This window comes from Moritella sp. JT01, assembly GCF_001574435.1.
Lineage (GTDB): Bacteria > Pseudomonadota > Gammaproteobacteria > Enterobacterales > Moritellaceae > Moritella.
In genome coordinates this window covers 80,469-102,786 of the sequence record NZ_LOCN01000019.1, presented here as the reverse complement: position 1 = coordinate 102,786, position 22,318 = coordinate 80,469, and the positions used below count along the sequence as shown (strand labels likewise).

The following is a 22,318-nucleotide window of genomic DNA, read 5'->3' as shown; positions in this document are numbered from 1 at the left end:
TTCTCTTTTAAATGAGTAAATATGGTACGGTATTTTATAAGCTGTTGATTTTTAGGTTTTTGTTGATTTCTTCTTTTGTGGGTGAACCGTTGAGTGAGGCATGCTGAGTGTTAACAAACTAAATACAGTTCATCAGTGGTGGCTCACTACCGTGTTATTTACAGTACTTTTATGCGGTTTCATCAATTATCTTTAGAGACGATTATTGATGAGCCTGCAATGAAATATCAAGCGGAGGGTGTTAAGCGTGGGCTGTTTAAAAGTAAGCCGTTGCGGTTGTTCAACTGGATGAGAGCTGATAGTAGCGCCTCTTCTTTTAATGGTTTTGTTAATACGTAGTCTGCACCTGCGTTAAGCATGTGGATACGTGTGTCCTCGTAGGCATCCGCAGTACAGGCAAATATGGGTAAAGTTGCAATATCGAGTGGTAATGTACGTATAGCGCTTATCGCATCAATACCATTCATAACAGGCATATGATTATCCATTAATATCAAATCGTAATGCTGAGTCTGTACTTTTGCAATTGCCTGAGCGCCATTTTCAACAATATCACTGCTGATTTGCCTGAGTTTCAAGAATGAAGACAGAACAAGTTGGTTTACTTTGTTGTCTTCGGCTATCAGTACATGTAAGCCGGCAAAATCAGTAATGTCATGGTTAAGTGGGGTAACAATTTTTGTTTCTTCGCCGCACTCTAATGGAATTTCGACTGTAAATGTTGAGCCTTGTCCTTTAATGCTTTCTAGTTTGATATTACCGTCCATTAAATTAAGTAATTGTTTAACAATCGATAAGCCTAACCCGGTTCCACCGAACTGTCGGGTTGTTGAGGATTCTTCTTGTGTAAATGGGTCAAAAATGGCTGTAATTCGTGAGCGATCAATACCAATTCCAGAGTCACTGACGGCAATGGAAATGGTGTGTATATTACCTTCCACTTTTGTTTCATTAAAAGAGACGGTAACACCCCCTTGTTTAGTGAATTTAAGTGCGTTATTAACCAGATTAAACAAGATTTGCCTGATTCTGGCTTTATCACCTAAGTACCAACTATTGTGTTCTAAATTATTAATCACTTTGAATATAATGCCTTTTTCTATACCGAGTGTGTAATAAGTGCTAGCTAAAGAGCCTGCAATGTCGGATAGATTAAAGTTTGCGTTCTCTAGATCTAATTGGCCTTCTTCGATTTTAGAAAAGTCCAGAATATCATTGAGTAATGCCATCATGTGATTACCCGAATCCATAATGGTTTTTAGGTGGGTGTTTTGTTCTTCAGTAAGTTGAGTTTTAGTTAGAATTTGCCCCATACCTAACACACCGTTCATAGGGGTTCGGATCTCATGACTCATATTTGCCAGAAAGCGGGTTTTTGATTTTTCACTGCGGCGGGCATGATCCACGGCTTCTTGTAATTCTAGCGTTTTATGCTCTAAAGAATGGCTCATATTGAGTAATGCATTGCCGAGGGTGGCCACTTCGCAATTGCGATCAATCAGTAATTTATCGATAAAATCACCCTTACCAATATTGTTCGCCAATTTAGTCAAGTCAGTGAGTGGACCAGTAATATTTTTAGCAATCACATAACTTATCCAAGCCACAATAGGGATGCATAAAGACACGAGAAAGAGTAATTTATAAAACAGATCAAATAGTGGAACCATGATTGTGTCATAAGGCGCCGTGGCCAATAAAGACCAGTCGCCAGTCATCTCGGCACCGTATTCACCTAAATCGGCGTAACCAGAAATAACCTTACGATTATCGGCATTGTTGTAGATAGCATAACCATCCATATCTCCTTCGAGCTTGGCTTGTAGTGATTCAATTGCGAAGTCTTTGTGTGGGCTTAATAAACGCATATTAGGATCTGTTGTGATCAAGACATTCCCTGGGTCATCGACTAAATAGGCATATTCATCTCCAATTGTTTGTTGGTCTATGTCAGCAACGATATCGAATAATTCGGTGATATTAACTTCACTGACTAAAACCCCGATGACTTCCGCTGATCGAGGATCGAATACTGCACTGACAAATTTAAAATCAAAATGTCGTTGCTGAAAGTGGTTATTAGTTTCACCACCTAAGTGCGTTAAAGGAGAAATATATGCATGGGATGGATCGGCGAGTGCCTTATTAAATTCATTTTTTATGTTTTCGGCATAGGAAAAAATATTGTCGTTAATTGTGTGGCTTTCTGATGCCGCAATGATTTTTCCTTTTACGTCTACGTAATATATTGATTTGTAATGAGGATAGGTGTCAATGATGTCTTCAAAATGATTGGTTATTTCGACATAATCGGCAAGTGCGAACAGCGGACTTTTACTGAGTAGCTCAAAGTTAAGCTGTACTTTAAGCATAAAGTTATCGACTTTCTTTGCTGCGTTCTCAACATTATGTTGTAAATGTAATCCGGTATTTATCTCAAACTGCTTTTGCATGCTATAAAACATGATGCCCGTCGTTGTTAACCAAAAAAATAAAATTAAACCGATAAATGATAATGCGATCTTATTCTTGAGTAACATTGCAACATCCACGTAGTTGGCATTGATAAAAAGCGAGTAAGGTGATTTTAAATCGCGCGAGATCCTGAAGATACATAGGCATACCTGTAATCATAGCTGAATAATTCATGCTGTAACTAGTCTATGTCTCAGCGCCAATAAATGGAAAGTCCTAGGTCACATTTTAGCTTTCCATATAAGTACTAGCTCACAAGATTTTTAAAAATGTTTATAATAATAGCGGGAATTATATGCATGACTTGGACCTGTTAAAATAATTAGTTAGCGTTGATAGTGAGCTTAACTCAGCTGTGAAAGACAAGGAATAGTGTCGGTTATGTTGTACGTGCTAATACATTATAAGTAATCGCAAGGAGTGCATTATGCCAAATAGCGTTAAACAAACAGTGGCTAAAAAGGAAACCTTAGATCCCCAAATATCTAAAATTATAGAGCCAGTATTAAAAATTGATGAACCGACAGCGTATAACGATTATGAAATTGTCGCGAAAGTACTATTTCAAGCATTGAATTTTTTCCCCCCTTTATATACACAATCTATATTTGGCCCTATTCGTACTTGGATCCCACCACACAAAAAACATTCTGAATTTAACATTATTGATTTTTGGCGACCAATAAGGACAGCGAATTATTTAGTTGATACCCTAGTGCCAGCATTTCCGCATGGACCAGGTCCTTGGGCTAGAACGTTATTACCACCTGTAGTACAAAATCTGTTTTGGCGACCAAGTCATTATTTTCAACAAGCAGACCCGCTAGCAAGCGTCACCTCATTTATCAATGAACAGTGGATCTATGTTAATGGTATCGCGACGAACGAAGATGTAGCTATGATGAACGCTGAGCTACTTAGTCAGTTATTCAAGCGCCCATTGACAGTTGTACATAATCAAACTGATTCGACAATCTTAGATTTAGTACAATGTGTAACGGGTAAAGTGTTTAAAACCAACCCGAATCTTGATGATGAACAATCGATGACAGAACCAGCGGTTAAGGCGACAATTGCAGTATTGGAAGCCTTGAAAGATCCTGCTAAAGAAAGGGTCGTATTATTGTGTCATTCACAAGGTACGATCATTACTGCGAATGTACTGCGGACATTACAGAAAAGTATCAGCCAAATTAAAATCGTGCATCAAGCACCTGAAATGCAGTTAACACTGCAGTTGAATAATTTAGAACGTTTGGCATTTGATATATTTTGGATGGAGGCTATTTTTACCTTTACCAATGATGAACTTGATTCTTATTTGGTAAGCATGATGAAAAAGCTAGAGGTTTATACTTTTGCTAATTGTGCCGATAAAATGAATTATGTTTGTCACTCTACCAATAGCAAAGGGGAGTTGATTAGCCTACCTTACATTGAAAATTTTGCTAATCAATTTGACTTGGTTGCGAGGTTAGGCGTGCTATCACCACTGCGAGAAGATGGTAGCGATATTATCGAGATTGATGGTGCTGTATATGAAAAACAAGGTGGTGAGGCTTGGGGTCATTTACTTAATCAGCATTACTTGTTTGGTATGGCGGAATATCTTCAAGACAGCGAGAAAACAAATAATCCCTATGCACCGCAAAAAGGTGAAATTTTAGCAGCCTTGCCAAGGTTGTATAGCTACTATGGAGGTGCACGCCCCGATGCCTATTATGAATAACGGGCGAAATATGTTGAGTTAATACCGAGTCATAATAATAAGTTAAGAAGCTCTGTCGATACAGGGCTTCATCGTTTAAGTTATTTATAATTATGTTTTGATTTAATTTTATCGGCAACAATCTCAGCCCATTGCTGGTAAATAATTGGCCCTGGATGAAATCCATCTTCAGCCATATCCTTATTATTTAATTCTGCATTGAAATCGATTAATTGACAATCACTTTGGCTTTCAATCAGGGTCGCTAGTTTACGATTAAATTGAGCTGCTCTTGCGCCTAAATAACGTCGTAATGGTTGTGGTAGTGCTGAGAATTGTCCCATTGGTGGGACTTGTGTGATAAGGATTTGTTGGCAGTTAAATTGTTCGCGTAATAGCGTGATTAAATCTTGTTGCTGAGTTAACCATGTTGATGCTGCTAGTGTACCCGTAACATCGTTCACACCTAATGAGGTCACTATAATATCGAAGGTTTGCTGCGGTTGCTCCGATAGCATTTTCAGGCTGTCTAATGTGGTATGACCCGATTTCGCCAATAACTGCCAATCAACTTGATACTTGTCTGATAATGCCGAGACAAGGTTCCCTGTTAATGCTTGTGATTGGTTATCTACGCCCACGCCTGCTGCGGCAGAATCACCAATAATAAGCAGTCGTATTTTTTGTCCTTTTCCTGCCGTTCCAGAGCGTTCTCCTGCCGCTTCTGGTAACTTTGGTGTTACTTTTTTTACATATCGCCCTTGTGCGATAATGATGGGCGCATAAACCGCTCTCGTTAATAATTTGTTTAATGATTTGAACATACCACTTCCTTGATTTAATTATAATAGCAATACGGCTGCGATTAATTTGCGCGCTTATTCCCAAAGCCATAAATAGAATCAATTTTAGTAATCTTATTATGGAATGCAAATATAGAACTATATTTACACTTAGGTTGTTTTATGATTAATTGGAGTAAGTTATGTCAAATCATCATACGTACAAAAAAATTGAAATGGTTGGTTCGTCAAAAACTAGCATTGAAGAGGCTATTCATAACGCCCTCGCAGAATGCAGTAAAACAGTAAAAAATATGGATTGGTTTGAAGTGCTTGAAACCCGAGGACATATTGTGGATGGTGCGGTTGGGCATTTTCAAGTGACGCTGAAAATAGGTTTCCGTATCGGAGACAGTTAAATTGTCAATACATTGATTTATTTATAAGGACGTAAACGATGAGTAAAATATCAGGGGGCTGCCTATGTGGCTCCGTTAAATTTGAAATTACCAATGATTTTAGCCAGTTTCATTTGTGTCATTGCCAGCAGTGCCAAAAAATAACCGGCTCTGCTCATGCATCTAATCTGTTCTGCCAATCTAGTCACATTACGTGGTTGGCTGGCACGGAAAAAACCAAGCGCTTCGATTATCCCAACCGTCATTTTGCACGCGTATTTTGCACCGAGTGTGGTACTGGACTGCCGTATTTAGTTAACAAAGGTAAAACCTTAATCGTACCTGCGGGTTCATTAGATATGGATGAAGAAACTGTGCTTAACGTTGCACCGCAAGACAATATATTTTGGCATGAGCGTGCAGCGTGGTACGACGCGGCTTTAGATGCCCCGACGTTTGCAGGGTTTCCAAAGTAAGCGTTTAGCTACTGCTTGATGATTCATTAAGCGTGCTTTGTTTATCGCTGGATCACATTATAAGGATGGTGTTATATTCGTGGTATTAGTTGGACACGATATAATAAAGGAAGCGTAAGCATGCAGTTAAAAGTGGCTGAATTAAGCGACATTGAAGATACCTTAACACTTCATTATAAATACCAAGTGGATTCAATTGCAGCAGAAGACAAAGCAGATGGTTTTGTCACAACGCCGTTTACCAAGGAAGAATTAACCCGTTTAATTACTGAAGAAAGTGGGCTATTTATTGCGCGTAAAGACGGTAAGGTTGTTGCTTATGTCATGGCGGCATCTTGGACGTTTTGGTCAAACTGGCCAATGTTTGCTCATATGGTTAAAGATTTATCTAATTTAGCATATTTAGGTCAGCAACTGACAATCGATAATTCTTATCAATATGGTCCAGTTTGTATTGATAAAAGTATCCGTGGTACGGGGGCATTAGAAACCATGTTTGATTTTTCTAGAGAGCACATGGCGAAGCGTTTCCCTATTTTAGTGACCTTTATTAATAAGATTAATCCACGATCTTATGCGGCGCATACTAAAAAATTAGGGTTAACCGTTATTCAAGAATTTGAATATAACAACAATCATTATTATGAATTGGTTTACGACACGTCAAAACCAGTGGCTGCATAATAACGAATTAACAAGTTATAACCGATACATTATCTGTTATAACTTGTTAATTACCTAATCAGAAACGATATTACTTAGTGTTAATGTCTGTGTTTACTTCAACATTATCAACAATATGGTTATCACCCAAGTCATGTGGTAATACTAAGTTAAGAATAATCGCCACGATACCGCATAGACTCACACCTTGAAGGCTGAAATCGCCGATACCAAATGCCATACCACCAATACCGAATACTAATGTCACCGCAACAATGATTAAATTGCGAGACTTATGCAGATCAACACGGTTAGTAATAAGTGTATTAAGACCTACGGTTGCAATCGTACCGAACAGTAAGATCATGATGCCGCCCATCACTGGTACTGGGAAGGTTTGCAGTAACGCACCGAGTTTACCAATAAAAGCCAACACAATTGCGATAACCGCTGCCCATGTCATGATGACAGGGTTGAATGCCTTGGTTAGTATCACAGCACCAGTTACTTCACTATATGTGGTGTTTGGTGGCGCGCCAAATAAAGATGCAGCCATTGTCGCCATTCCGTCACCAGCAAGCGTCCGGTGTAGACCCGGTTTCTTAAGGTAGTCTTTACCTGTCGCATTCGAGATCGCTAAAATGTCACCCACATGCTCAATCGCAGGGGCTAACGCAACTGGGATCATAAACAATATCGCATTGATGTTAAATTCTGGGTAAGTAAAGTTTGGCAGAGCTAACCAGCTAGCTTGGCTAACAGGCGCAAAATCAATGATGCCGTACGCAAGACTTGCAACATAACCGGCGACAATACCCGTCATAATCGGGACTAGTTTAAGCAGACCTTTACCAAAAACGCTCACGATAATGGTGGTAAATAATGAGATTGCAGCAATAATAATCGCTACATCGTTATCAATTAACTGTATTGCACCATCACCGGTTTTACCCATGGCCATATTGACTGCAACAGGTGATAAACCAAGACCAATTACTATGATCACCGGACCCACAACAACGGGAGGCAGTAATTTATGGATAATTGCCACACCACGGAATTTAATCACCGCTGACAATAATACATAAGTGAAACCCGCGGCCATCAAACCACCCATGGTGCTAGCGATGCCCCAGGTTTGCACGCCGAACATGATCGGGGCAATAAAGGCAAAAGAAGACGCGAGAAAAACAGGAACAGAACGTTTAGTAATAACTTGAAACACTAAAGTACCGAGACCAGCACCGAAAAGCGCGACATTTGGATCCAAACCAGTAAGAAGTGGAACCAATACGAGGGCACCAAATGCGACGAATAGCATCTGTAGACCTTGCAAAATTTGCATTATTTTATCTCCATTTTTAAATAAACGGCTGGAAGGTAGCATAAATATATGGTCATTGGTATTAAAAAATATAAAACTACTGTTTTTTAATAAATTAGAGGAAATTAAGATAAAATCTTGTTATTCACAATCGGCTAATAACGGTTGTTTTAAACTAAAATAATGGCATTATATTTATTTACACCTGCGTTTAACATTATCTTCTGTATAGATGCTCAACCACCGTACTAAAAGGCTGGAATTCATGATTACCGACAGTCATACCATTGAAATTGTATCAACTCATCACCTGTTTTCAGCATTAACCGATGAGGAATTTAAGTTATTATTCGCTACAGCAAAGGTATTCAAGATTGAACCATTAGAAAATGTTTTTCATCAAGGTGATAAAGCAGACCGTTTCTATTTAGTACTGAAAGGTCATTTTAAAATGTATAGAACCAGTGCCAATGGACAAGAGAAAGTTGTTAAGGTGATGCGTGAAGGTAATACGTTTGCAGAAGCACTTATGTTTAAGAATAAGTCCTTTTACCCTATATCTGCACAAGCAGTATCAGCAAGTGAACTGATCGCATTTAATAACGAAACATATCTTCAGATCTTGAAAAAAAATCCTGACGCGGGGATTTCGATTATGGCCAGCATGAGTATGCGTCTCCACCAAAATTTGTTCGAAATAGAAATGTTATCGGTAGAAAATGCTAAAAATCGCTTACTGTTATTCTTAATGCAAAATATTCAAGATAAAAATGGCAATGAAGGTGTGATTGAATTAGATATACCTAAACGTACCTTGGCTTCATTACTATCGATCCAACCCGAAACGTTTTCACGCCTACTTAAAAAACTGGCTAAAGAAGGCTTGATCGAAGAGAAAAGAGGGCATATTCGTATTGTAAATATCGATGCCTTGTATGCTGCTGCTGATATACCAGTACAATCAGTGACGGGAGATAAGCTGTGAGCAATGCGGTTCAGGTGATTTCTTTCTCTTATTTGGCCTTTGCCTTTATTCCTGTGTTAGTCGCGCTGGCTATCTTGTTGCAATGGCGATTACCGATTAAAAATGGCTTATATGCATTATCGCGTATGCTGATTCAATTGTTGTTAATTGGCTATTTCCTGTCATATATTTTTGAGTCTCATCGTGCAGACATTGTTGTTGTCGTACTTATCGTCATGGTTGTCGCCTCGAGCTGGATTGCCTTAGGCGCAGTGCCTGAGCAGCGCTGGAAAATGTATAAATATGCATTAATCGCAGTGACACTGGGGGGCGGGTTTACCTTATTTGTGATGAGTGTTGGCGTACTGAGATTAGACCCTTGGTACAACCCGCAATATATGGTGCCACTTGCTGGGATGGCATTTGCTAATGCGATGAACAGTGTCAGTTTGTCTGCTGAACGTTTACATGCGGAAATGACGCGTGGCGATGACTATTTTACTGCGCGACGTACCGCGTTAAAAGCGTCGTTAATACCTATTACTAATGCACTATTTGCTGTTGGCTTAGTGTCTTTACCAGGCATGATGACAGGGCAGATTTTATCCGGCGTATCGCCATTCATTGCAGTGAGATACCAAATTATGATCATGTGTATGTTGTTTGGTTCATCGGTGATTTCAGCGGCATTTTTCTTATCTTTGATAAAGCCGATAATGTTAAAAAAGCAGTGAGTTATCAACGACAAAAATTATAAAACACCAAGATTTATGCAATACTGATGAGCATGTCGGTAAACTCGATTATAAAATAGAGGTTTCAATGAAAATGGCTAAAATATGTTATGTATTTTCTATACTGATCTTGGGTGTAGTTAATATGGCACATGCTACATCGTCGGTATGGAAAGTGAGTAATGGAGAACACAGTTTATATTTAGGTGGAACAGTGCATGTTTTAGCACTTGATGATTATCCGTTTCCGGCGGAGTTTGATCGCGCGTATGCGTTGGCTGATACCTTGGTATTCGAAACGGATATGGCTAAATTAGAAAGCCCTGAATTCCAGCAAACCATGCTAAGTCAGCTTAGATACCCAGCTGGGCAGAACTTAACGCAAGACTTAACACCTGAAACATACATGATGTTAGCAGCGTATTGTGAATCACGGGGTATTGGTATGCAGGCTCTTAATAATTTTAAACCGAGTATGGTCTCGTTAATGTTAACCATGGCGGAGCTACAACGCCTTAATTTAACGGGTCTTGGTGTTGATAAATATTACAACAGTAAAGCGGTTATCGATGCGAAAGAACTCGGTAAACTAGAAACAGTAGAGCAACAGTTAGCGTTTATTGCGGGTATGGGTAAAGGTAAGGAAGATGAACTGATTCGTTATAGTCTAGAAGATATAAAAACATTACCCACATTTATGCATGAGATGAAAACAGCTTGGCGTCATGGTAATCGCAAAGCACTTATTGATCTTGCGATTACCCCTTTGGTTAAAGACTTTCCTGATATTTATCAGTCATTATTAGTGCAACGTAATAATAATTGGTTGCCTCAGATTGAAGCAATGTTTGACAGTAAAGATACGGAGTTCGTACTTGTGGGGGCATTGCATTTAGTCGGAAAGGATGGACTATTACAACGATTAGAAACCGCTGGATACAAAGTCACGCAACTTTAGGATATGATACTGCTATCTGAACCTATATTTTGAAATGAACCTATGTTGAATTTTTTCCGTTCTAAACCGCTAATTGATGACGCCAGTTGTGAGTGGATGTTTGACACATTTGCGTGGGCGTTAACACATTTTGATCATCAAGAGTTCTTTCTGCGTACTCGGTTAATCCAACCAACGAATGATTTCTTTCCCGGTAATATTGATAGTCGCCACGGTATGGCTGAAACTATCTTTAATCATGTGGTTAAATATGCTGGATTGAGTCATTGGCCACTACAGTTACAAGCGCCCCAGTTTTTTAGTGGGCAACCTCCTGCATTACTTGATTTATCCGCAGTACAACGAGATTCTTCAGCTGCGAATACTTTACCTGTGTTAGTTGCATCTCAGCCTTTAGCAATGACTTATAATCCACAGCAAGCTGCTAAACCGGGCGATCTAGCCTCGAGTTATGCGCATCATTTAGCCCAGCATGTAGTGGCACAATCACAACAACTCCCGCCAGGTGGCGCGGAATATTTTAATGCGAGTACCGAGATTATCGCCATTTTTATGGGGTTTGGTGTGATGATGGCTAATTCAGCTTATACTTTTAGAGGCGGATGTGGCAGTTGCTATAACGCACAAGCAAATCGACAGGCAACTTTATCAGAAGACAATGTCATCTTTGCTTTGGCCCTGTTTTGTCGATTAAAAGGCATTCCAACAGGGGTCGCGACACGTAATTTGAAAGGTTATTTAAAACGAAATTTCAAGCAAGCGTTAAAACAAATTGATCGAGAATCTGCGCGTTTACAACCGCTATTAGCGTTAAAGTAGTATCACTACTGTAAGTTATATATAAACGAGAGGGCGAATGATCAAACTTGGGCAAGTTAAATATCGATCGCAAGCGAAGTTTATGTCGAAATGGAGCATAACTTGTGTAATTGCGGTGCTGCTAACCGCGTGTGTAAGCGATGGCCAATATGACAGCAACGACAGTGAGATTGTATTACCGGATAAAGCGGTAGAGCAAATTATACCGCCTGCCTCAAAACCCAATAGAAGGCGTGGCCCAGAGCCAACCCCTGGTTTTAAACGTAAGATGCTAGCTGCTAATGTTGGTCGTATCGGCTATACCTGCAGTATGGCATAATAAATTTCTACAAGTCACTTTTTCTTAGTCACTGATGAGCATGGCGTCGTTTTTTAGTCACGCCCTTAATAGCAAAAGACCCGACTAATGATGTTAAGTAAGGCCTTTATTTAACGAGTTTGTATTACTGACTATTCTGAATCTTGTTCTGTTTCTTCAACTTTCTTCGTTTCTTCTAAATCTTGTCCGCCGCAGCCACCACAACAACTCATAATAATATCCTCTTTAGTCGATTAATTTAGTGTTAAGTAAAATACCCAGTCACTATAACCAAGTGTTTGACTCAAGTAATTGACCAAAGTCATTTAGGCTAATAAATCGTAAGTTTAATCATACTTGTTTAACCTATTTGATGTATTACTAAGCTATTGGTTTTAATTATTAATTAGGTTAGGCTGGGACTTGCTTATATTTTATTATTTAAGGGATTCGTAATGCCACATTTTGTGATTGATTGTTCGGAAAACATTTTAGAACACTACAGCGAAGCGTATATTCTTGAACAAATCCATGTGTTAGCTAATAGTTCTGGGTTGTTTAATGAAAAGGATATTAAAGTCAGAATGAATCCGTTTTCTACCTACTTAGTGGCTAATCAGCGAGAAGACTTTATCCATATTTTTTCGCATATCATGCAAGGACGAACAACAGAGCAAAAAGCGGCATTATCACGCCTTGTTGTCACTAGACTTATTGAATTGCTTCCTAGTTTTTCACACATAACAATGAATGTCGCAGAGTTTGAAAAAGCGACTTATTGTAATCGCAATACTATGTGATTTTGTCTTTTTAAACACGAATGAATAGGACTGTCGAAATGAAAACAATTGGGATGTTGGGTGGAATGAGCTGGGAATCTACAGCCAGTTATTACAAAGCCATTAACGAAGGGATTAAATCAGAACTTGGTGGCCTCAATTCAGCAAAAATCTGTTTATATAGCGTCAATTTTGACGAAATTGAGAAGTTACAACATCAAGGTGATTGGGACAAAACTGCGCAGATACTAACGCAAGCGGCTAAATCTGTCGAGGCTGGTGGTGCAGACTTTATTATCATCTGTACCAATACCATGCACAAAGTTGTCCCCGAAATTGAACTCCAAATCACCATACCGATTTTACATATTGCAGACGCGACGGCGAGTAAATTAGTTGCCGATGGTATTACGAAAGTCGGCCTACTGGGTACTCGTTTTACTATGGAACAGGACTTTTATAAAAGCCGTTTAGTGGACAATTTTGGTATTGACGTTGTTGTTCCAAATGCCGACGAACAGACCATCATTCACGACGTTATATACGATGAGTTATGCCGAGGTATTCTTCGCCAAGAGTCTAAAATTCATTACATTAATATCATTAATAGTTTGTATGAGCAGGGCGCTGAAGCCGTCATTCTTGGTTGTACAGAGATCGCATTGCTTGTCCAACAAGTCGATACTCATGTGCCTTTGTATGACACAACTGAAATCCACGCGGCGCAAGCAGTACAGCTAGCTTTAAGTGACCAGTGATCTTGTACCGCGTGATTAATATTTAGGTAAGGCACTTATGCTTTATCATTTTAGTCGACATTTTTTAGCCATGATTAGAGCGTTAGGTTTTCAAGGACATAATAACATGAGCAATCTAAATACCATTGAACTTAAAGCGTTTGTTCCAGCAAAGGATTTCGAAATATCAAAGCAGTTCTATTTAGATTTAGGCTTTACCAAAGCATCAGGTTCAGCTGGTATCGCTTATTTTAACTACGGGAATTGTAGCTTCTTACTTCAAGACTTCTACGAGAAAGTATTTGCTGAAAACTTAATTATGCACCTACTGGTAGAGGATATTGCTTCTTGGCATGAAGCCGTAAAAAGTTCAGGTGTCGAAGAAAAATATGGCATCACGCTTTCTGAAATTAGTGAGCAGCCATGGGGGATGCTGGATTTCGTGCTTTACGATCCAAGTGGTGTGCTATGGCGTTTCGGTCAAAATGTACAAGCTTAACAAGGCAAGCACAGCAAGGCTGCCAATTCTGAACAAATGTCACATGGCTATGACTACGCTGTTTCATGAACAATTGTGCGCTACATGAACAGCTTATAGTGGCGATATTATGAGCCTTTGAACTCTTAAACAAGGGAATGATTTCATGGAGTTAAAAAATATACCTTTCGGTGTTACTGAATGGTCAGATGTGGAACCAACAGAGCATAAAGGAGATACTGGAGTGGCATACTGGAGAACTCGCGAGTTTGGTAATATTCGAGTTCGAATGGTGGAGTATTCCGCAGGTTACCTCGCTGATCACTGGTGTCGGAAAGGGCATATATTATTTTGTATGGAGGGCGAACTTCACACCGAATTAGAAGACGGACGGACATTTACTTTAAAACCCGGAATGAGCTATCAGGTAGCAGATAATGCAGAACCCCACCGTTCGTCTACAGCAGGTGGAGCTAAGCTCTTCGTAGTGGACTAAATGTCATAACTAATAAATGCTTAGGGCAAAACGCTCCGCGCTTTCCTCCCCCAAACTTTGGCGTTATGAGGCATATGGATATCAAGTTAGAATCAATATTAGAAGGTGAGTTTGAGTCACTGTTTTCGGTGGTAAAGGAAGGGCTGTATTCTCATGTAGATTCGGTTTTTGGTTGGTGTGATGATTATCAGCGAAATCGTTTAATTGCAGATTATGAACCCAATTGGTTTTTCTGGGTTTACGCTGCATCAACACGTGTTGGAATGTTGTGTTTCAAGCCATACGATAATTCTTATCATGTTCACTTGTTGGTTGTTTTTCCAGAGTTTCAAAATCAGAAGTTAGGTGAGACTATAATGGATTATGTTCATAAAGTTGCACAAAGTGAGCACCGAAATAGTGTTACGTTATCAAGCTTTGTTCGGAATAATAAGGCTGTTAAGTTTTATAAAAGACTCGGATATGAAGTGGTTGAAAATGATGGGAACTTCCTATCTTTGTCGTTGAAATTTACCTAATAATAAACTGCCAAAAGGAATATAAATCAACATGGAAGTATTTGAAGCATCTGTCGAAGATGCGTCTGTAATTCTCGCAATTCAAAAAGAAGCATACATTTCAGAGGCTCAGCTGCATGATGACTTTGAGATTCCGCCTTTGACACAAACTTTAGCAGAGTTAGAGGCTGAGTTTGGTAAGAGACGAATCGTCAAAATTGTTATCGATGGCAAAATTGTCGCGAGTGGTCAGGCAACATTATTTAATTCAACCTGTCAAATTGGCCGCATGGCTGTAACACCTCAACTTAAAGGTAAGGGGATTGGTTCAACGTTACTTTCTGAATTGGAATTATCTTTTCGTGAAGCAAACCGGATTGAACTTTTTACAGGTATAAACAGCACCGCAAATTTGGCTATGTACAGCCATAGAGGTTACAAACCATTTAAGCAAAAAAAACTCGGTTGTACAACGCTAGTGTTTTTAGAAAAATTATTGTAAACAGCTGACAAGAAATTAAAACGGACAATTTAGCACTGGGCATCAGAAGATACATATTGACGAGGTGGTTGGCTTTGTAGTTTAGAGTGTGAATAGGGTACTGTTATTTAATACTCCGCAAGCTGAGCACGGAGTTATATCCCATAAACATGAAAGGAATCAATTATGTCTGCATATGTAGTGTTCAACTATAAAATATTAGATCGTTCTAAAATCGATGAGTTGACTGAATTAGTCAAACCTATCAATGCAAAATATGAAGCAGAAGTTATTGTTGGTAGTCCAGTAAAAACCGTTGAAGGTAGTACTTTACCAGGTATGGCTATTTACAAATTTAAGAGTTTTGAGGCTGCCAAACAGTGGTATTATTCCGAAGAACATCAAGCGGTTTCGGTGTTTCGAAATAGTATCACGGAAGGCTGGGCTACAATCGTTCCAGGTGTGTCGGAAACAGATGACTTGGTGAATTCAGGGTACTTCGAAAGTCAGTCATAACAAAGCGTTATATGCTCGTAACATTTAGCCAAGGGTATTTAATAATTATATGAGAATAGCAGTACAACGGGGGAAGTTATGAAAGCGATAATAATTGGAGCTACTTCAGGAATAGGGCGTGAGCTTGCTAAGCAAATGTCTGATTATGGCTATATTGTTGGAATAACAGGGCGTCGCTCTGAGTTGCTGGTGTCACTTGAGGAAGAGTTATCCCACAAATGCTTCAAATTAACGATGGATCTCACTGATATTTCTGAATCTGTGAAGGGGCTCCACACGTTGCTTAGGGATATGGGTGATGTAAACGTTGTAGTCATCAACGCTGGAACTGGAAATATTGAACCAGCATTTCCTCTTTCTGGTGAACTTGAAACCGTTGCGGTAAATGTGGCAGGCTTTACCGCAATGGCAAATGTTGCTTATCACTACTTTGCTGACAAGGGTGAAGGACATCTTGTTGGCACATCTTCGATCATGGCTTTAAGAGGTGGACCATGTCCCTCTTATAATGCCTCAAAGGCTTACATATCTAGCTATTTGGAAGGAATATATTGTAGGTCCTGTCTAGAGGGACACAATATTTTCGTTACAGATGTACGACCAGGATTTGTTGATACAGGTATGGCCAAAGGGGACGGTATATTTTGGATGGCGTCTGTGGAAAAAGCCGCAAAGCAAATCTTTAATGCTATTCAAGCAAAACGTAGAATTGTTTATATTACAAAAAGGTGGAAGCTTATTGGCTTTATTTTGTCGCGAATGCCGTTTAAGCTTTATCTTAAAGCCATCAGTTAACAAATTAATGCACACGACGAGTGTGAGATTTGGAACATTTTGTTTGATATTTAAGTTATTAAAAATCAGCTATTTTTGTTCGCTGTCTTCGTATAGAATCCGCCATATAATTTTACTGATTAACATTTTCTAAAATTGGGAAATTCAAAACAATAAAGTTAAACTAACGACATCTTCTTACCCCTTTCTAAAATGACATAAAAAATGAATGATAAAACGATAGCAACGCATAACGGTAAGTTTCATGCAGATGATGTTTTCAGTATCGCTGCACTTAAAAACATTTTCCCTGCTTTTAAACTCGTGCGTACACGTGATTTAGAGCTGATCGGCGAAGCTGATATTGTGATCGATGTGGGTGGTGAATATGATCCAGATACAGGGCGTTTTGACCATCACCAACGTGGTGGAGCAGGTGAGCGCGAAAATGGTATTCCTTATTCATCATTTGGTCTAATTTGGCAGAAGTACGGCCTAGAAATATGCCAAGGTAACCAAGAAATCGCAGATGCAGTGGATGCTGGTTTAGTGTCTACGATTGACGCGGTTGATTGCGGTCATGTTGAAGGTGTTGCTCAAGGTATTAGCCTTAGCCAAACTATTTCAATGTTTAACCCTACTTGGGAAGAAGACAGTGACTTGGATGCATGTTTTGATGAAGCTGTTGCTTTTGCGTCGCGCATTTTAACGCGATTCATTGCATCTGCGACTGGTGGTATTAATGCGAAAGATATTGTCGCTAAAGCAATTGATAATGCCGACGATCCAAGAGTGATTGTATTAGCGCAATATACGCCGTGGAAAACAACGGTTCTAAATTTAGCGCCAGAAGCTTTATTTATGGTTTACCCATCTCAGTCTGGAAAATGGATCATTCAAGCTGTACCTGTTGAACTCGGTTCATTCGAAGATAGAAAATCACTGCCTAAACCATGGGCTGGTTTGTCTGATAAAGTGTTTAAAGAAGTGACTGGTATTGATGATGTCATGTTTTGCCATAATGGCTTATTTATTGCGGGTGCAGAATCATTTGAAAGCACCATGAAAATGGCATTCATCGCTCTTCAAGCTTAGTAAAACGGTTATCTAAAATAAAAACACCCATGTGAATACTGTATTCACATGGGTGTTTTTGCAACACACTACTCAGTGTTTTTTAGTCATTGAGCAGTGTGAGTCTTTTCTGCATTTTCTTATTTAAACTATATCACGATCTTCGCGTTTGGCTTCTGCCATGTCTTTAACAAAAGCGCTGACGATGACGTACAGCACTGCTGCTGAGATTACCGGCCATATTAAAATGTAGAGAGATAACATCATATTGTGCTCCTAGTGTTTAATCATCAAAATGTTGAACGCGTTCATGGATCAGCGCAAAGTCAAATCGTTCATTGCTTGTGAGACTAACCGCAGTACAAATCATGGTACTTGCACCGTAGGCAACCAGAGAACCAAGCAACACAGTGTAGTCACGTAAGAAGTCGTGGAAATAGAATGCGCATAGCACACCTACGATTGAACCAGCGATAAGCGCAACGTTGCGATTTGTAAAGCCAAAGAACATTAAGCCAATCACAGTACCACCACCGACAGCAGCAATAAATTCTAGGCTATAAGCCCACATGCCGACGAGTGCGAACCATTCAAAACGAACCAAGCAAAATAGAATTAAACCACCGAGTACAGCACTTAAGAAAGCGCGGTTGGTCACTCTGTCCCAATAACAGCTAGCGATAACAGGGAAGACAAGCGTACCCCATAATGCACCAACAAATACCAGCATGACTAGAATGTCGAGCGAGAAACTAGCGAGAATTAAGCCAAGGGCTGTCGCGACAATCATAGTTATACGACCCAGTAACAGCATTTTCTTATTGTCGATTTTACCTTTCGCTAAGTTTTTAGCGTAGATATCAGTCATAACAATAGCAGAAAGTGCAGATAGATCTGAATCAGCTGTTGATGACAAAGAGCCAATAACTAAGATAAACAACATGCCTATAGCAAATGGCGGTAGGTAGGCTGAAGCAACTTGTGGAATCAGGTTGTTCAGGTCACCTTCATAAGGCGTCATTCCCATAAGCAGTGCCATCATACCGAGCATACCCAAACCGATAACGATTGAACCGTAGCCTAGCGTCGCCGTAATGAATGACGATTTAATAAGGTCTTGGCGTACCGCAAAAAGTCGTTGGGCAATTGTTTGATTACCGATGCCGTAGGCAAGAACGGCTACAAAGAATGGTGCGCCTTGCTCTAAAATTGCTTTAGTCGAGAAAAAGTCTGCTTGTTCAGCTGTGATTATACTGAAGCCTTGTGAAAGTGCCTCTGAACCGCCCATGTTGAAATAAATCCAAGGGATTAGCACAATAGCCACTAGCATCATTGCCACAACTTGCGCGAAATCGGTTAAGATAGAAGCTCGGAAACCTGACCATAGCGTATAAGATAAAACGCCAATACCAGCTATTACTACGCCAACTTCGAAAGATAATGGTGTTAACACAGATACCAATGCGCCTGCAGCGGTGAAGTTAACCATTAGGCTGATAACACTACCCACTAAGTTTGAAACGGCTAAGATAAGTTGACTTGACGAACCGTGTCTTGCTTGCATTATTTCGGCTAAAGTACGTGCTCTAGGGGCTAGTTCACGGAAGCGTTGTCCGTAGGGATAGATAAATAATATCATTAAAGCTCCCCAGAATCCGTAGTGCATCGCGCCGGATAAACCATATTGGTAGCCTGAGCTTGCCGCGCCGTAAAAAGAGGCTGCCCAAATCCAGGTGGCCGTCATACTTGCTGCGGCTATGCCAAATCCTACTGCGCCATTGGCAACCATATAGCCATCGACACTGCTTGATTTTTTTGAAGCTAAGGTTGAGAACAGAAAGGTAAGGCCGTAAAAGCCAACTAAGAGAATAAGGGTAGTACTTGTTGAGAATTGATAAAACACTGGGTCTAACATAGGTCTCCTTGGGATTATAATTATAGCGAGAATTGAAATGCGCGGGATAAAAGCAATTGCATGTCCTATTTCTTGACGCTGCACGATAGCTATTCGCATGATCAAAGACTCGGCGGCTTACTTATACATCATCTCCCATATAAAATCAAAGCGCTAAAAGCCCTCAGGGACTCTCTAACGCACTTTAAGTGTAATTGAGGCTCCATGATGTGACTAATTTAGAGCGTTGGATTGCAGGCGAATAAGGGCGTGTGCTGGATGCGTAACGGTTGTCATCGAATTTTGCTAAAACAAAAATGCCAGCAAAGACTGTGCTCGTGTTTGTTGGGTCATATTCTCCTATCACTAATTATGATTGAATGGAAGGGTATTATCATAAAAAACAGCAGGTTATAAGTAGTCGGATCAGTGGGTGGTCTTCAAGGTTTTAAGCTGTCTACGTCACTGGTTTAGGCTTTAAAATAGAGGGCTGATTTCAAGTGGATGACGGTCTTTATGGCGTAATGATGGATCATTAAATCCATCATTATATTTTGAATTTACGCATCATAAGGGCACAACATTAGGTAAAGATTCTTCCCAAAAATATATTTTAATATTTTATTTCACAGAGCCTTATATTTGGGGGGAATGTTGCAATCGAATGATTGATGCGGGGTTTAAGCTTGTTATTTCGTATAATAAATGATGAATGAGATGGTTTTATGCAGTGTTATTAGTATTCTGGTCAAACAGTCAGGTTTATCTTGTGCTGAAAATTAATATCAATATACTCAGGCTCATAATTAGTCTTGCATATACCCAAGTTACTTCAATATATAACTTACAAGATTAAAAAATAATTTACAAGACGGTTCGTTTTATCAAATCGAGACGTCTACTATATAAATGTTAAGTGATGATTATTATGTTTAAAGCATTACTGGAAAAAGCAGGTTGGAGAATAACTTACTATGTCTGATAGATTACGAGTGAAAGAGGCCTCTGGTCTACTGACTTTCCTCAATACTCAGCTAAAAGGCTGGAGTCGAAAAAACATAAAACAACGACTGAAAACAGGATGCGTACTGGTCAACGATCAGCTGATCATGAAGCATGACCATGAGCTTGAAGTTGGCGACAATGTGGAGGTTCGGGCAGCGGGAAAGAGCATGCAACATGGTGTTTCCCACCTGGAAATTTTGTATTCGGACAATGATCTTATAGTTATCAACAAACCGGCAGGCTTGCTGTCAGTGGCATCAGCCAGTGAAAACAAACAGCATGCGCTTGCTATTCTTCGCAAACAACTCTCACATGCAAAGAATTCTGTTGGTTTATGGCCTGTTCATCGCCTCGATCGTGATACATCGGGTGTTTTGATGTTTGCAACTTCTCGCGAGATGCGTGAAGCTGTTAATGAGGGATGGTCAGGGGCCGAAAAAACCTATCTTGCGGTGGTTGAAGGTTGCCCGAAACCAAGTAAAGGTCGGATTGACCAGCCCCTGAGAATGGACCCTGAGAAGTACCAGATGATTGTCGGTCCACATCCGGAAGCCAAAAACGCCGTCACGCATTTTAAAACGCTGCGCACTGTAAAGGACCGGACATTGCTTGAAGTTAAACTCGAGACGGGTCGACAACATCAAATCCGTGCCCATATGGCTTGGTTAGGGCATTCAGTGATTGGCGATCCTCGTTACGGCACTAATGGCCCACGCATGGGACTGCATGCATTGAGCCTAAGTATTACGCGACCAAATACTGGTAAACGACTGACGTTTGAAGCGCCTGCACCGGCTGGATTTCTTGATCTGCTCCGCTAGCAGTAAATTAACTCACGATGCGCATTGATAATGAAGGTATGCTCGTTAGAATCATTACTTTAGCGAAGATATAGTCCAAATATTAATTGCGAATACAGTCTACTTTTAGTGGTAGGCTATTTATTATTCGAGTCATCCTCCCCAACGTTTCAAGCGGGAGAATGACTCAGTTATCCGTTCTTAACCCTCTGAAGTATCACACTTCATCTTACCTGCTAGCGAAACCTTACTTCATCACCTATCTTAGTATTAGTCATCACTCATAACTGTAATGCAATTAAGGAGATAATACATGTCTGTTTTAGATGCATTTTTTACCAAGCTCTGGCAGCAGTACAGCGTCATTAGCCCACAAGCCGTCGATATACATCAGCTGTTTGAAAGTCGAGGTGAAGAGTTAGTGAATGACCATGTTGCTTTTCGTACCTTCGCCGACTCGCATATCAGTATGGATATATTAGAATATGAGATATTAGCACTCGGTTATCGACATCTTGACTCATACCAGTTCGACGTTAAAAAGTTAGATGCGCGTTGTTATGTTCATGACAAGTCACCGACCAAAATATTCATTAGTGAACTGCGCTGGCAGTCTTTATCCGACACTTCTCAGGTCATTATTCAAGATATTATCGAACAGGTAAAAGCGACATTAAAGTCCCCTTTACTTGAGCAATCGAGCAGGGGGATCAGCCCATTATTAAGTGCAGGCCGGTTGTGGCTGTTACCCAGTTATACAGACTATCAAACCTTATTGGCGGAATCGGAATATGCCGCTTGGTTATCTGTTTGGGGGTTACGTGCTAATCATTTCACTCTATTTGTAAATCACTTAAAAAGTTCCCCTGAGCTGTCACAAGTCGTAGCGTTATTACAGCAAGAAGGTTATCAACTAAATGAGGCTGGTGGCGTGATCAAAGGTGCGCCATCGGATTTATTAATTCAAGCATCAACCATGGCTGATACTTGCATGGTTGATTTCAAAGATGCGGGCGAGCAAGTAATAAGCAGTTGTTATTACGAATTTGCACAGCGGTTTAACCAAGAAAATGGCAAGTTATACCAAGGGTTTGTACCAATGAGTGCAGATAAAATATTTGAATCGACGAATATGAAATCGATACTTAGCAGTGGTACCTCCGATGATAAAAATTAGGCGTTAGCAGC

The 22,318-nt window shown here is 39.9% G+C and carries 25 protein-coding genes; 20 read left to right on the top strand and 5 right to left on the bottom strand.

Features of this window, described 5'->3' with window-relative positions; translation table 11 throughout:
- Positions 1-227: 227 nt before the first annotated feature.
- A complete protein-coding gene (locus tag AKG98_RS14845) occupies positions 228-2,540 on the bottom strand; it encodes a hybrid sensor histidine kinase/response regulator (protein ID WP_067047364.1) in 2,313 nt (770 codons plus the stop codon).
- A 362-nt stretch (positions 2,541-2,902) separates the two neighbouring features.
- Between AKG98_RS14845 and AKG98_RS14840 the strand changes: the two genes are divergently transcribed.
- Positions 2,903-4,204 (top strand): hypothetical protein, encoded by a 1,302-nt coding sequence (locus tag AKG98_RS14840; RefSeq protein ID WP_067047361.1) that lies wholly within the window; start codon positions 2,903-2,905, stop codon positions 4,202-4,204.
- An 80-nt stretch (positions 4,205-4,284) separates the two neighbouring features.
- Here the strand turns inward: AKG98_RS14840 and AKG98_RS14835 are convergent, their stop codons facing one another.
- A complete protein-coding gene (locus AKG98_RS14835) occupies positions 4,285-5,007 on the bottom strand; it encodes an SGNH/GDSL hydrolase family protein (RefSeq protein ID WP_067047357.1) in 723 nt (240 codons plus the stop codon).
- Positions 5,008-5,168: 161 nt separating this feature from the next.
- Between AKG98_RS14835 and AKG98_RS14830 the strand changes: the two genes are divergently transcribed.
- The 3 genes from AKG98_RS14830 to AKG98_RS14820 all read left to right on the top strand — a co-directional run bounded on the left by AKG98_RS14830 (position 5,169) and on the right by AKG98_RS14820 (position 6,523).
- On the top strand, positions 5,169-5,384 hold the full coding sequence (locus AKG98_RS14830; RefSeq protein WP_067047354.1) for a dodecin: 216 nt from the start codon (positions 5,169-5,171) through the stop codon (positions 5,382-5,384).
- Between the two features lie 38 nt (positions 5,385-5,422).
- Positions 5,423-5,839: a GFA family protein gene (locus tag AKG98_RS14825; RefSeq protein WP_067047351.1), complete on the top strand. Its 417-nt coding sequence runs from the start codon at positions 5,423-5,425 to the stop codon at positions 5,837-5,839.
- 120 nt (positions 5,840-5,959) lie between these two features.
- Positions 5,960-6,523 (top strand): GNAT family acetyltransferase, encoded by a 564-nt coding sequence (locus AKG98_RS14820; RefSeq protein WP_067047349.1) that lies wholly within the window; start codon positions 5,960-5,962, stop codon positions 6,521-6,523.
- A gap of 70 nt (positions 6,524-6,593) precedes the next feature.
- Here the strand turns inward: AKG98_RS14820 and AKG98_RS14815 are convergent, their stop codons facing one another.
- Positions 6,594-7,847, bottom strand: coding sequence for a uracil-xanthine permease family protein (locus tag AKG98_RS14815; RefSeq protein ID WP_067047346.1), 1,254 nt, complete (start codon positions 7,845-7,847; stop codon positions 6,594-6,596).
- Positions 7,848-8,091: 244 nt separating this feature from the next.
- Here AKG98_RS14815 and AKG98_RS14810 point away from each other — a divergent pair, with 244 nt between their 5' ends.
- The 14 genes from AKG98_RS14810 (at position 8,092) to AKG98_RS14745 (ending at position 17,452) form a co-directional block, all read left to right on the top strand.
- Entirely contained in the window at positions 8,092-8,811 is a 720-nt protein-coding gene (locus tag AKG98_RS14810; protein ID WP_067047343.1) for a Crp/Fnr family transcriptional regulator, read from the top strand.
- Positions 8,808-9,524, top strand: coding sequence for an ABC transporter permease (locus AKG98_RS14805; RefSeq protein WP_067047340.1), 717 nt, complete (start codon positions 8,808-8,810; stop codon positions 9,522-9,524). The genes AKG98_RS14810 and AKG98_RS14805 overlap by 4 nt, the downstream gene beginning before the upstream one ends.
- Positions 9,525-9,618: 94 nt before the next feature.
- Positions 9,619-10,482, top strand: coding sequence for a TraB/GumN family protein (locus AKG98_RS14800; RefSeq protein ID WP_228140319.1), 864 nt, complete (start codon positions 9,619-9,621; stop codon positions 10,480-10,482).
- A 42-nt stretch (positions 10,483-10,524) separates the two neighbouring features.
- Positions 10,525-11,301, top strand: a complete 777-nt coding sequence (locus AKG98_RS14795; RefSeq protein ID WP_067047334.1) for a hypothetical protein — start codon at positions 10,525-10,527, stop codon at positions 11,299-11,301.
- Between the two features lie 82 nt (positions 11,302-11,383).
- Positions 11,384-11,620: a hypothetical protein gene (locus AKG98_RS14790; protein WP_228140318.1), complete on the top strand. Its 237-nt coding sequence runs from the start codon at positions 11,384-11,386 to the stop codon at positions 11,618-11,620.
- A 434-nt stretch (positions 11,621-12,054) separates the two neighbouring features.
- Positions 12,055-12,399: a 5-carboxymethyl-2-hydroxymuconate Delta-isomerase gene (locus tag AKG98_RS14785; protein WP_067047328.1), complete on the top strand. Its 345-nt coding sequence runs from the start codon at positions 12,055-12,057 to the stop codon at positions 12,397-12,399.
- A gap of 38 nt (positions 12,400-12,437) precedes the next feature.
- Positions 12,438-13,136, top strand: coding sequence for an aspartate/glutamate racemase family protein (locus AKG98_RS14780; RefSeq protein ID WP_067047325.1), 699 nt, complete (start codon positions 12,438-12,440; stop codon positions 13,134-13,136).
- Positions 13,137-13,242: 106 nt separating this feature from the next.
- Positions 13,243-13,614: a VOC family protein gene (locus AKG98_RS14775; RefSeq protein ID WP_067047322.1), complete on the top strand. Its 372-nt coding sequence runs from the start codon at positions 13,243-13,245 to the stop codon at positions 13,612-13,614.
- A 145-nt stretch (positions 13,615-13,759) separates the two neighbouring features.
- A complete protein-coding gene (locus tag AKG98_RS14770) occupies positions 13,760-14,089 on the top strand; it encodes a DHCW motif cupin fold protein (RefSeq protein WP_067047319.1) in 330 nt (109 codons plus the stop codon).
- Positions 14,090-14,163: 74 nt separating this feature from the next.
- Positions 14,164-14,607, top strand: coding sequence for an N-acetyltransferase (locus AKG98_RS14765; RefSeq protein ID WP_198155540.1), 444 nt, complete (start codon positions 14,164-14,166; stop codon positions 14,605-14,607).
- A gap of 31 nt (positions 14,608-14,638) precedes the next feature.
- Positions 14,639-15,088: a GNAT family N-acetyltransferase gene (locus tag AKG98_RS14760; protein ID WP_067047312.1), complete on the top strand. Its 450-nt coding sequence runs from the start codon at positions 14,639-14,641 to the stop codon at positions 15,086-15,088.
- A 165-nt stretch (positions 15,089-15,253) separates the two neighbouring features.
- On the top strand, positions 15,254-15,583 hold the full coding sequence (locus tag AKG98_RS14755) for a DUF1330 domain-containing protein (protein WP_067047308.1): 330 nt from the start codon (positions 15,254-15,256) through the stop codon (positions 15,581-15,583).
- Positions 15,584-15,661: 78 nt separating this feature from the next.
- Positions 15,662-16,378: an SDR family NAD(P)-dependent oxidoreductase gene (locus AKG98_RS14750; RefSeq protein WP_067047304.1), complete on the top strand. Its 717-nt coding sequence runs from the start codon at positions 15,662-15,664 to the stop codon at positions 16,376-16,378.
- Between the two features lie 204 nt (positions 16,379-16,582).
- Complete coding sequence (locus AKG98_RS14745) at positions 16,583-17,452, top strand: MYG1 family protein (protein ID WP_067047301.1); 870 nt, start codon at positions 16,583-16,585, stop codon at positions 17,450-17,452.
- A gap of 123 nt (positions 17,453-17,575) precedes the next feature.
- On the opposite strand, the gene AKG98_RS22730 is transcribed toward AKG98_RS14745, so the two are convergent.
- Positions 17,576-17,698, bottom strand: coding sequence for a putative transporter small subunit (locus tag AKG98_RS22730; protein ID WP_228140317.1), 123 nt, complete (start codon positions 17,696-17,698; stop codon positions 17,576-17,578).
- Positions 17,699-17,714: 16 nt separating this feature from the next.
- Entirely contained in the window at positions 17,715-19,346 is a 1,632-nt protein-coding gene (locus AKG98_RS14740) for a sodium:solute symporter family protein (protein WP_067047299.1), read from the bottom strand.
- A gap of 953 nt (positions 19,347-20,299) precedes the next feature.
- Between AKG98_RS14740 and AKG98_RS14735 the strand changes: the two genes are divergently transcribed.
- Entirely contained in the window at positions 20,300-21,151 is an 852-nt protein-coding gene (locus AKG98_RS14735; protein WP_067047296.1) for an RluA family pseudouridine synthase, read from the top strand.
- A 292-nt stretch (positions 21,152-21,443) separates the two neighbouring features.
- A complete protein-coding gene (locus AKG98_RS14730; protein WP_067047293.1) occupies positions 21,444-22,307 on the top strand; it encodes a DUF1338 domain-containing protein in 864 nt (287 codons plus the stop codon).
- The last annotated feature ends 11 nt before the right edge of the window (positions 22,308-22,318 follow it).

Excerpts from the sequence above, each read along its gene's own strand:
- AKG98_RS14810 (WP_067047343.1), top strand. The coding sequence starts at position 8,092 with ATGATTACCGACAGTCATACCATTGAAATTGTATCAACTCATCACCTG.
- AKG98_RS14730 (WP_067047293.1), top strand. The coding sequence starts at position 21,444 with ATGTCTGTTTTAGATGCATTTTTTACCAAGCTCTGGCAGCAGTACAGC.
- AKG98_RS14740 (WP_067047299.1), bottom strand. The coding sequence starts at position 19,346 with ATGTTAGACCCAGTGTTTTATCAATTCTCAACAAGTACTACCCTTATT.
- AKG98_RS14760 (WP_067047312.1), top strand. The coding sequence starts at position 14,639 with ATGGAAGTATTTGAAGCATCTGTCGAAGATGCGTCTGTAATTCTCGCA.
- AKG98_RS14825 (WP_067047351.1), top strand. The coding sequence starts at position 5,423 with ATGAGTAAAATATCAGGGGGCTGCCTATGTGGCTCCGTTAAATTTGAA.
- AKG98_RS14795 (WP_067047334.1), top strand. The coding sequence starts at position 10,525 with ATGTTGAATTTTTTCCGTTCTAAACCGCTAATTGATGACGCCAGTTGT.
- AKG98_RS14765 (WP_198155540.1), top strand. The coding sequence starts at position 14,164 with ATGGATATCAAGTTAGAATCAATATTAGAAGGTGAGTTTGAGTCACTG.
- AKG98_RS14770 (WP_067047319.1), top strand. The coding sequence starts at position 13,760 with ATGGAGTTAAAAAATATACCTTTCGGTGTTACTGAATGGTCAGATGTG.
- AKG98_RS14790 (WP_228140318.1), top strand. The coding sequence starts at position 11,384 with ATGTCGAAATGGAGCATAACTTGTGTAATTGCGGTGCTGCTAACCGCG.
- AKG98_RS22730 (WP_228140317.1), bottom strand. The coding sequence starts at position 17,698 with ATGATGTTATCTCTCTACATTTTAATATGGCCGGTAATCTCAGCAGCA.
- AKG98_RS14780 (WP_067047325.1), top strand. The coding sequence starts at position 12,438 with ATGAAAACAATTGGGATGTTGGGTGGAATGAGCTGGGAATCTACAGCC.
- AKG98_RS14735 (WP_067047296.1), top strand. The coding sequence starts at position 20,300 with ATGTCTGATAGATTACGAGTGAAAGAGGCCTCTGGTCTACTGACTTTC.
- AKG98_RS14785 (WP_067047328.1), top strand. The coding sequence starts at position 12,055 with ATGCCACATTTTGTGATTGATTGTTCGGAAAACATTTTAGAACACTAC.
- AKG98_RS14745 (WP_067047301.1), top strand. The coding sequence starts at position 16,583 with ATGAATGATAAAACGATAGCAACGCATAACGGTAAGTTTCATGCAGAT.
- AKG98_RS14830 (WP_067047354.1), top strand. The coding sequence starts at position 5,169 with ATGTCAAATCATCATACGTACAAAAAAATTGAAATGGTTGGTTCGTCA.
- AKG98_RS14775 (WP_067047322.1), top strand. The coding sequence starts at position 13,243 with ATGAGCAATCTAAATACCATTGAACTTAAAGCGTTTGTTCCAGCAAAG.
- AKG98_RS14845 (WP_067047364.1), bottom strand. The coding sequence starts at position 2,540 with ATGTTACTCAAGAATAAGATCGCATTATCATTTATCGGTTTAATTTTA.
- AKG98_RS14815 (WP_067047346.1), bottom strand. The coding sequence starts at position 7,847 with ATGCAAATTTTGCAAGGTCTACAGATGCTATTCGTCGCATTTGGTGCC.
- AKG98_RS14750 (WP_067047304.1), top strand. The coding sequence starts at position 15,662 with ATGAAAGCGATAATAATTGGAGCTACTTCAGGAATAGGGCGTGAGCTT.
- AKG98_RS14840 (WP_067047361.1), top strand. The coding sequence starts at position 2,903 with ATGCCAAATAGCGTTAAACAAACAGTGGCTAAAAAGGAAACCTTAGAT.
- AKG98_RS14835 (WP_067047357.1), bottom strand. The coding sequence starts at position 5,007 with ATGTTCAAATCATTAAACAAATTATTAACGAGAGCGGTTTATGCGCCC.
- AKG98_RS14800 (WP_228140319.1), top strand. The coding sequence starts at position 9,619 with ATGGCTAAAATATGTTATGTATTTTCTATACTGATCTTGGGTGTAGTT.
- AKG98_RS14820 (WP_067047349.1), top strand. The coding sequence starts at position 5,960 with ATGCAGTTAAAAGTGGCTGAATTAAGCGACATTGAAGATACCTTAACA.
- AKG98_RS14755 (WP_067047308.1), top strand. The coding sequence starts at position 15,254 with ATGTCTGCATATGTAGTGTTCAACTATAAAATATTAGATCGTTCTAAA.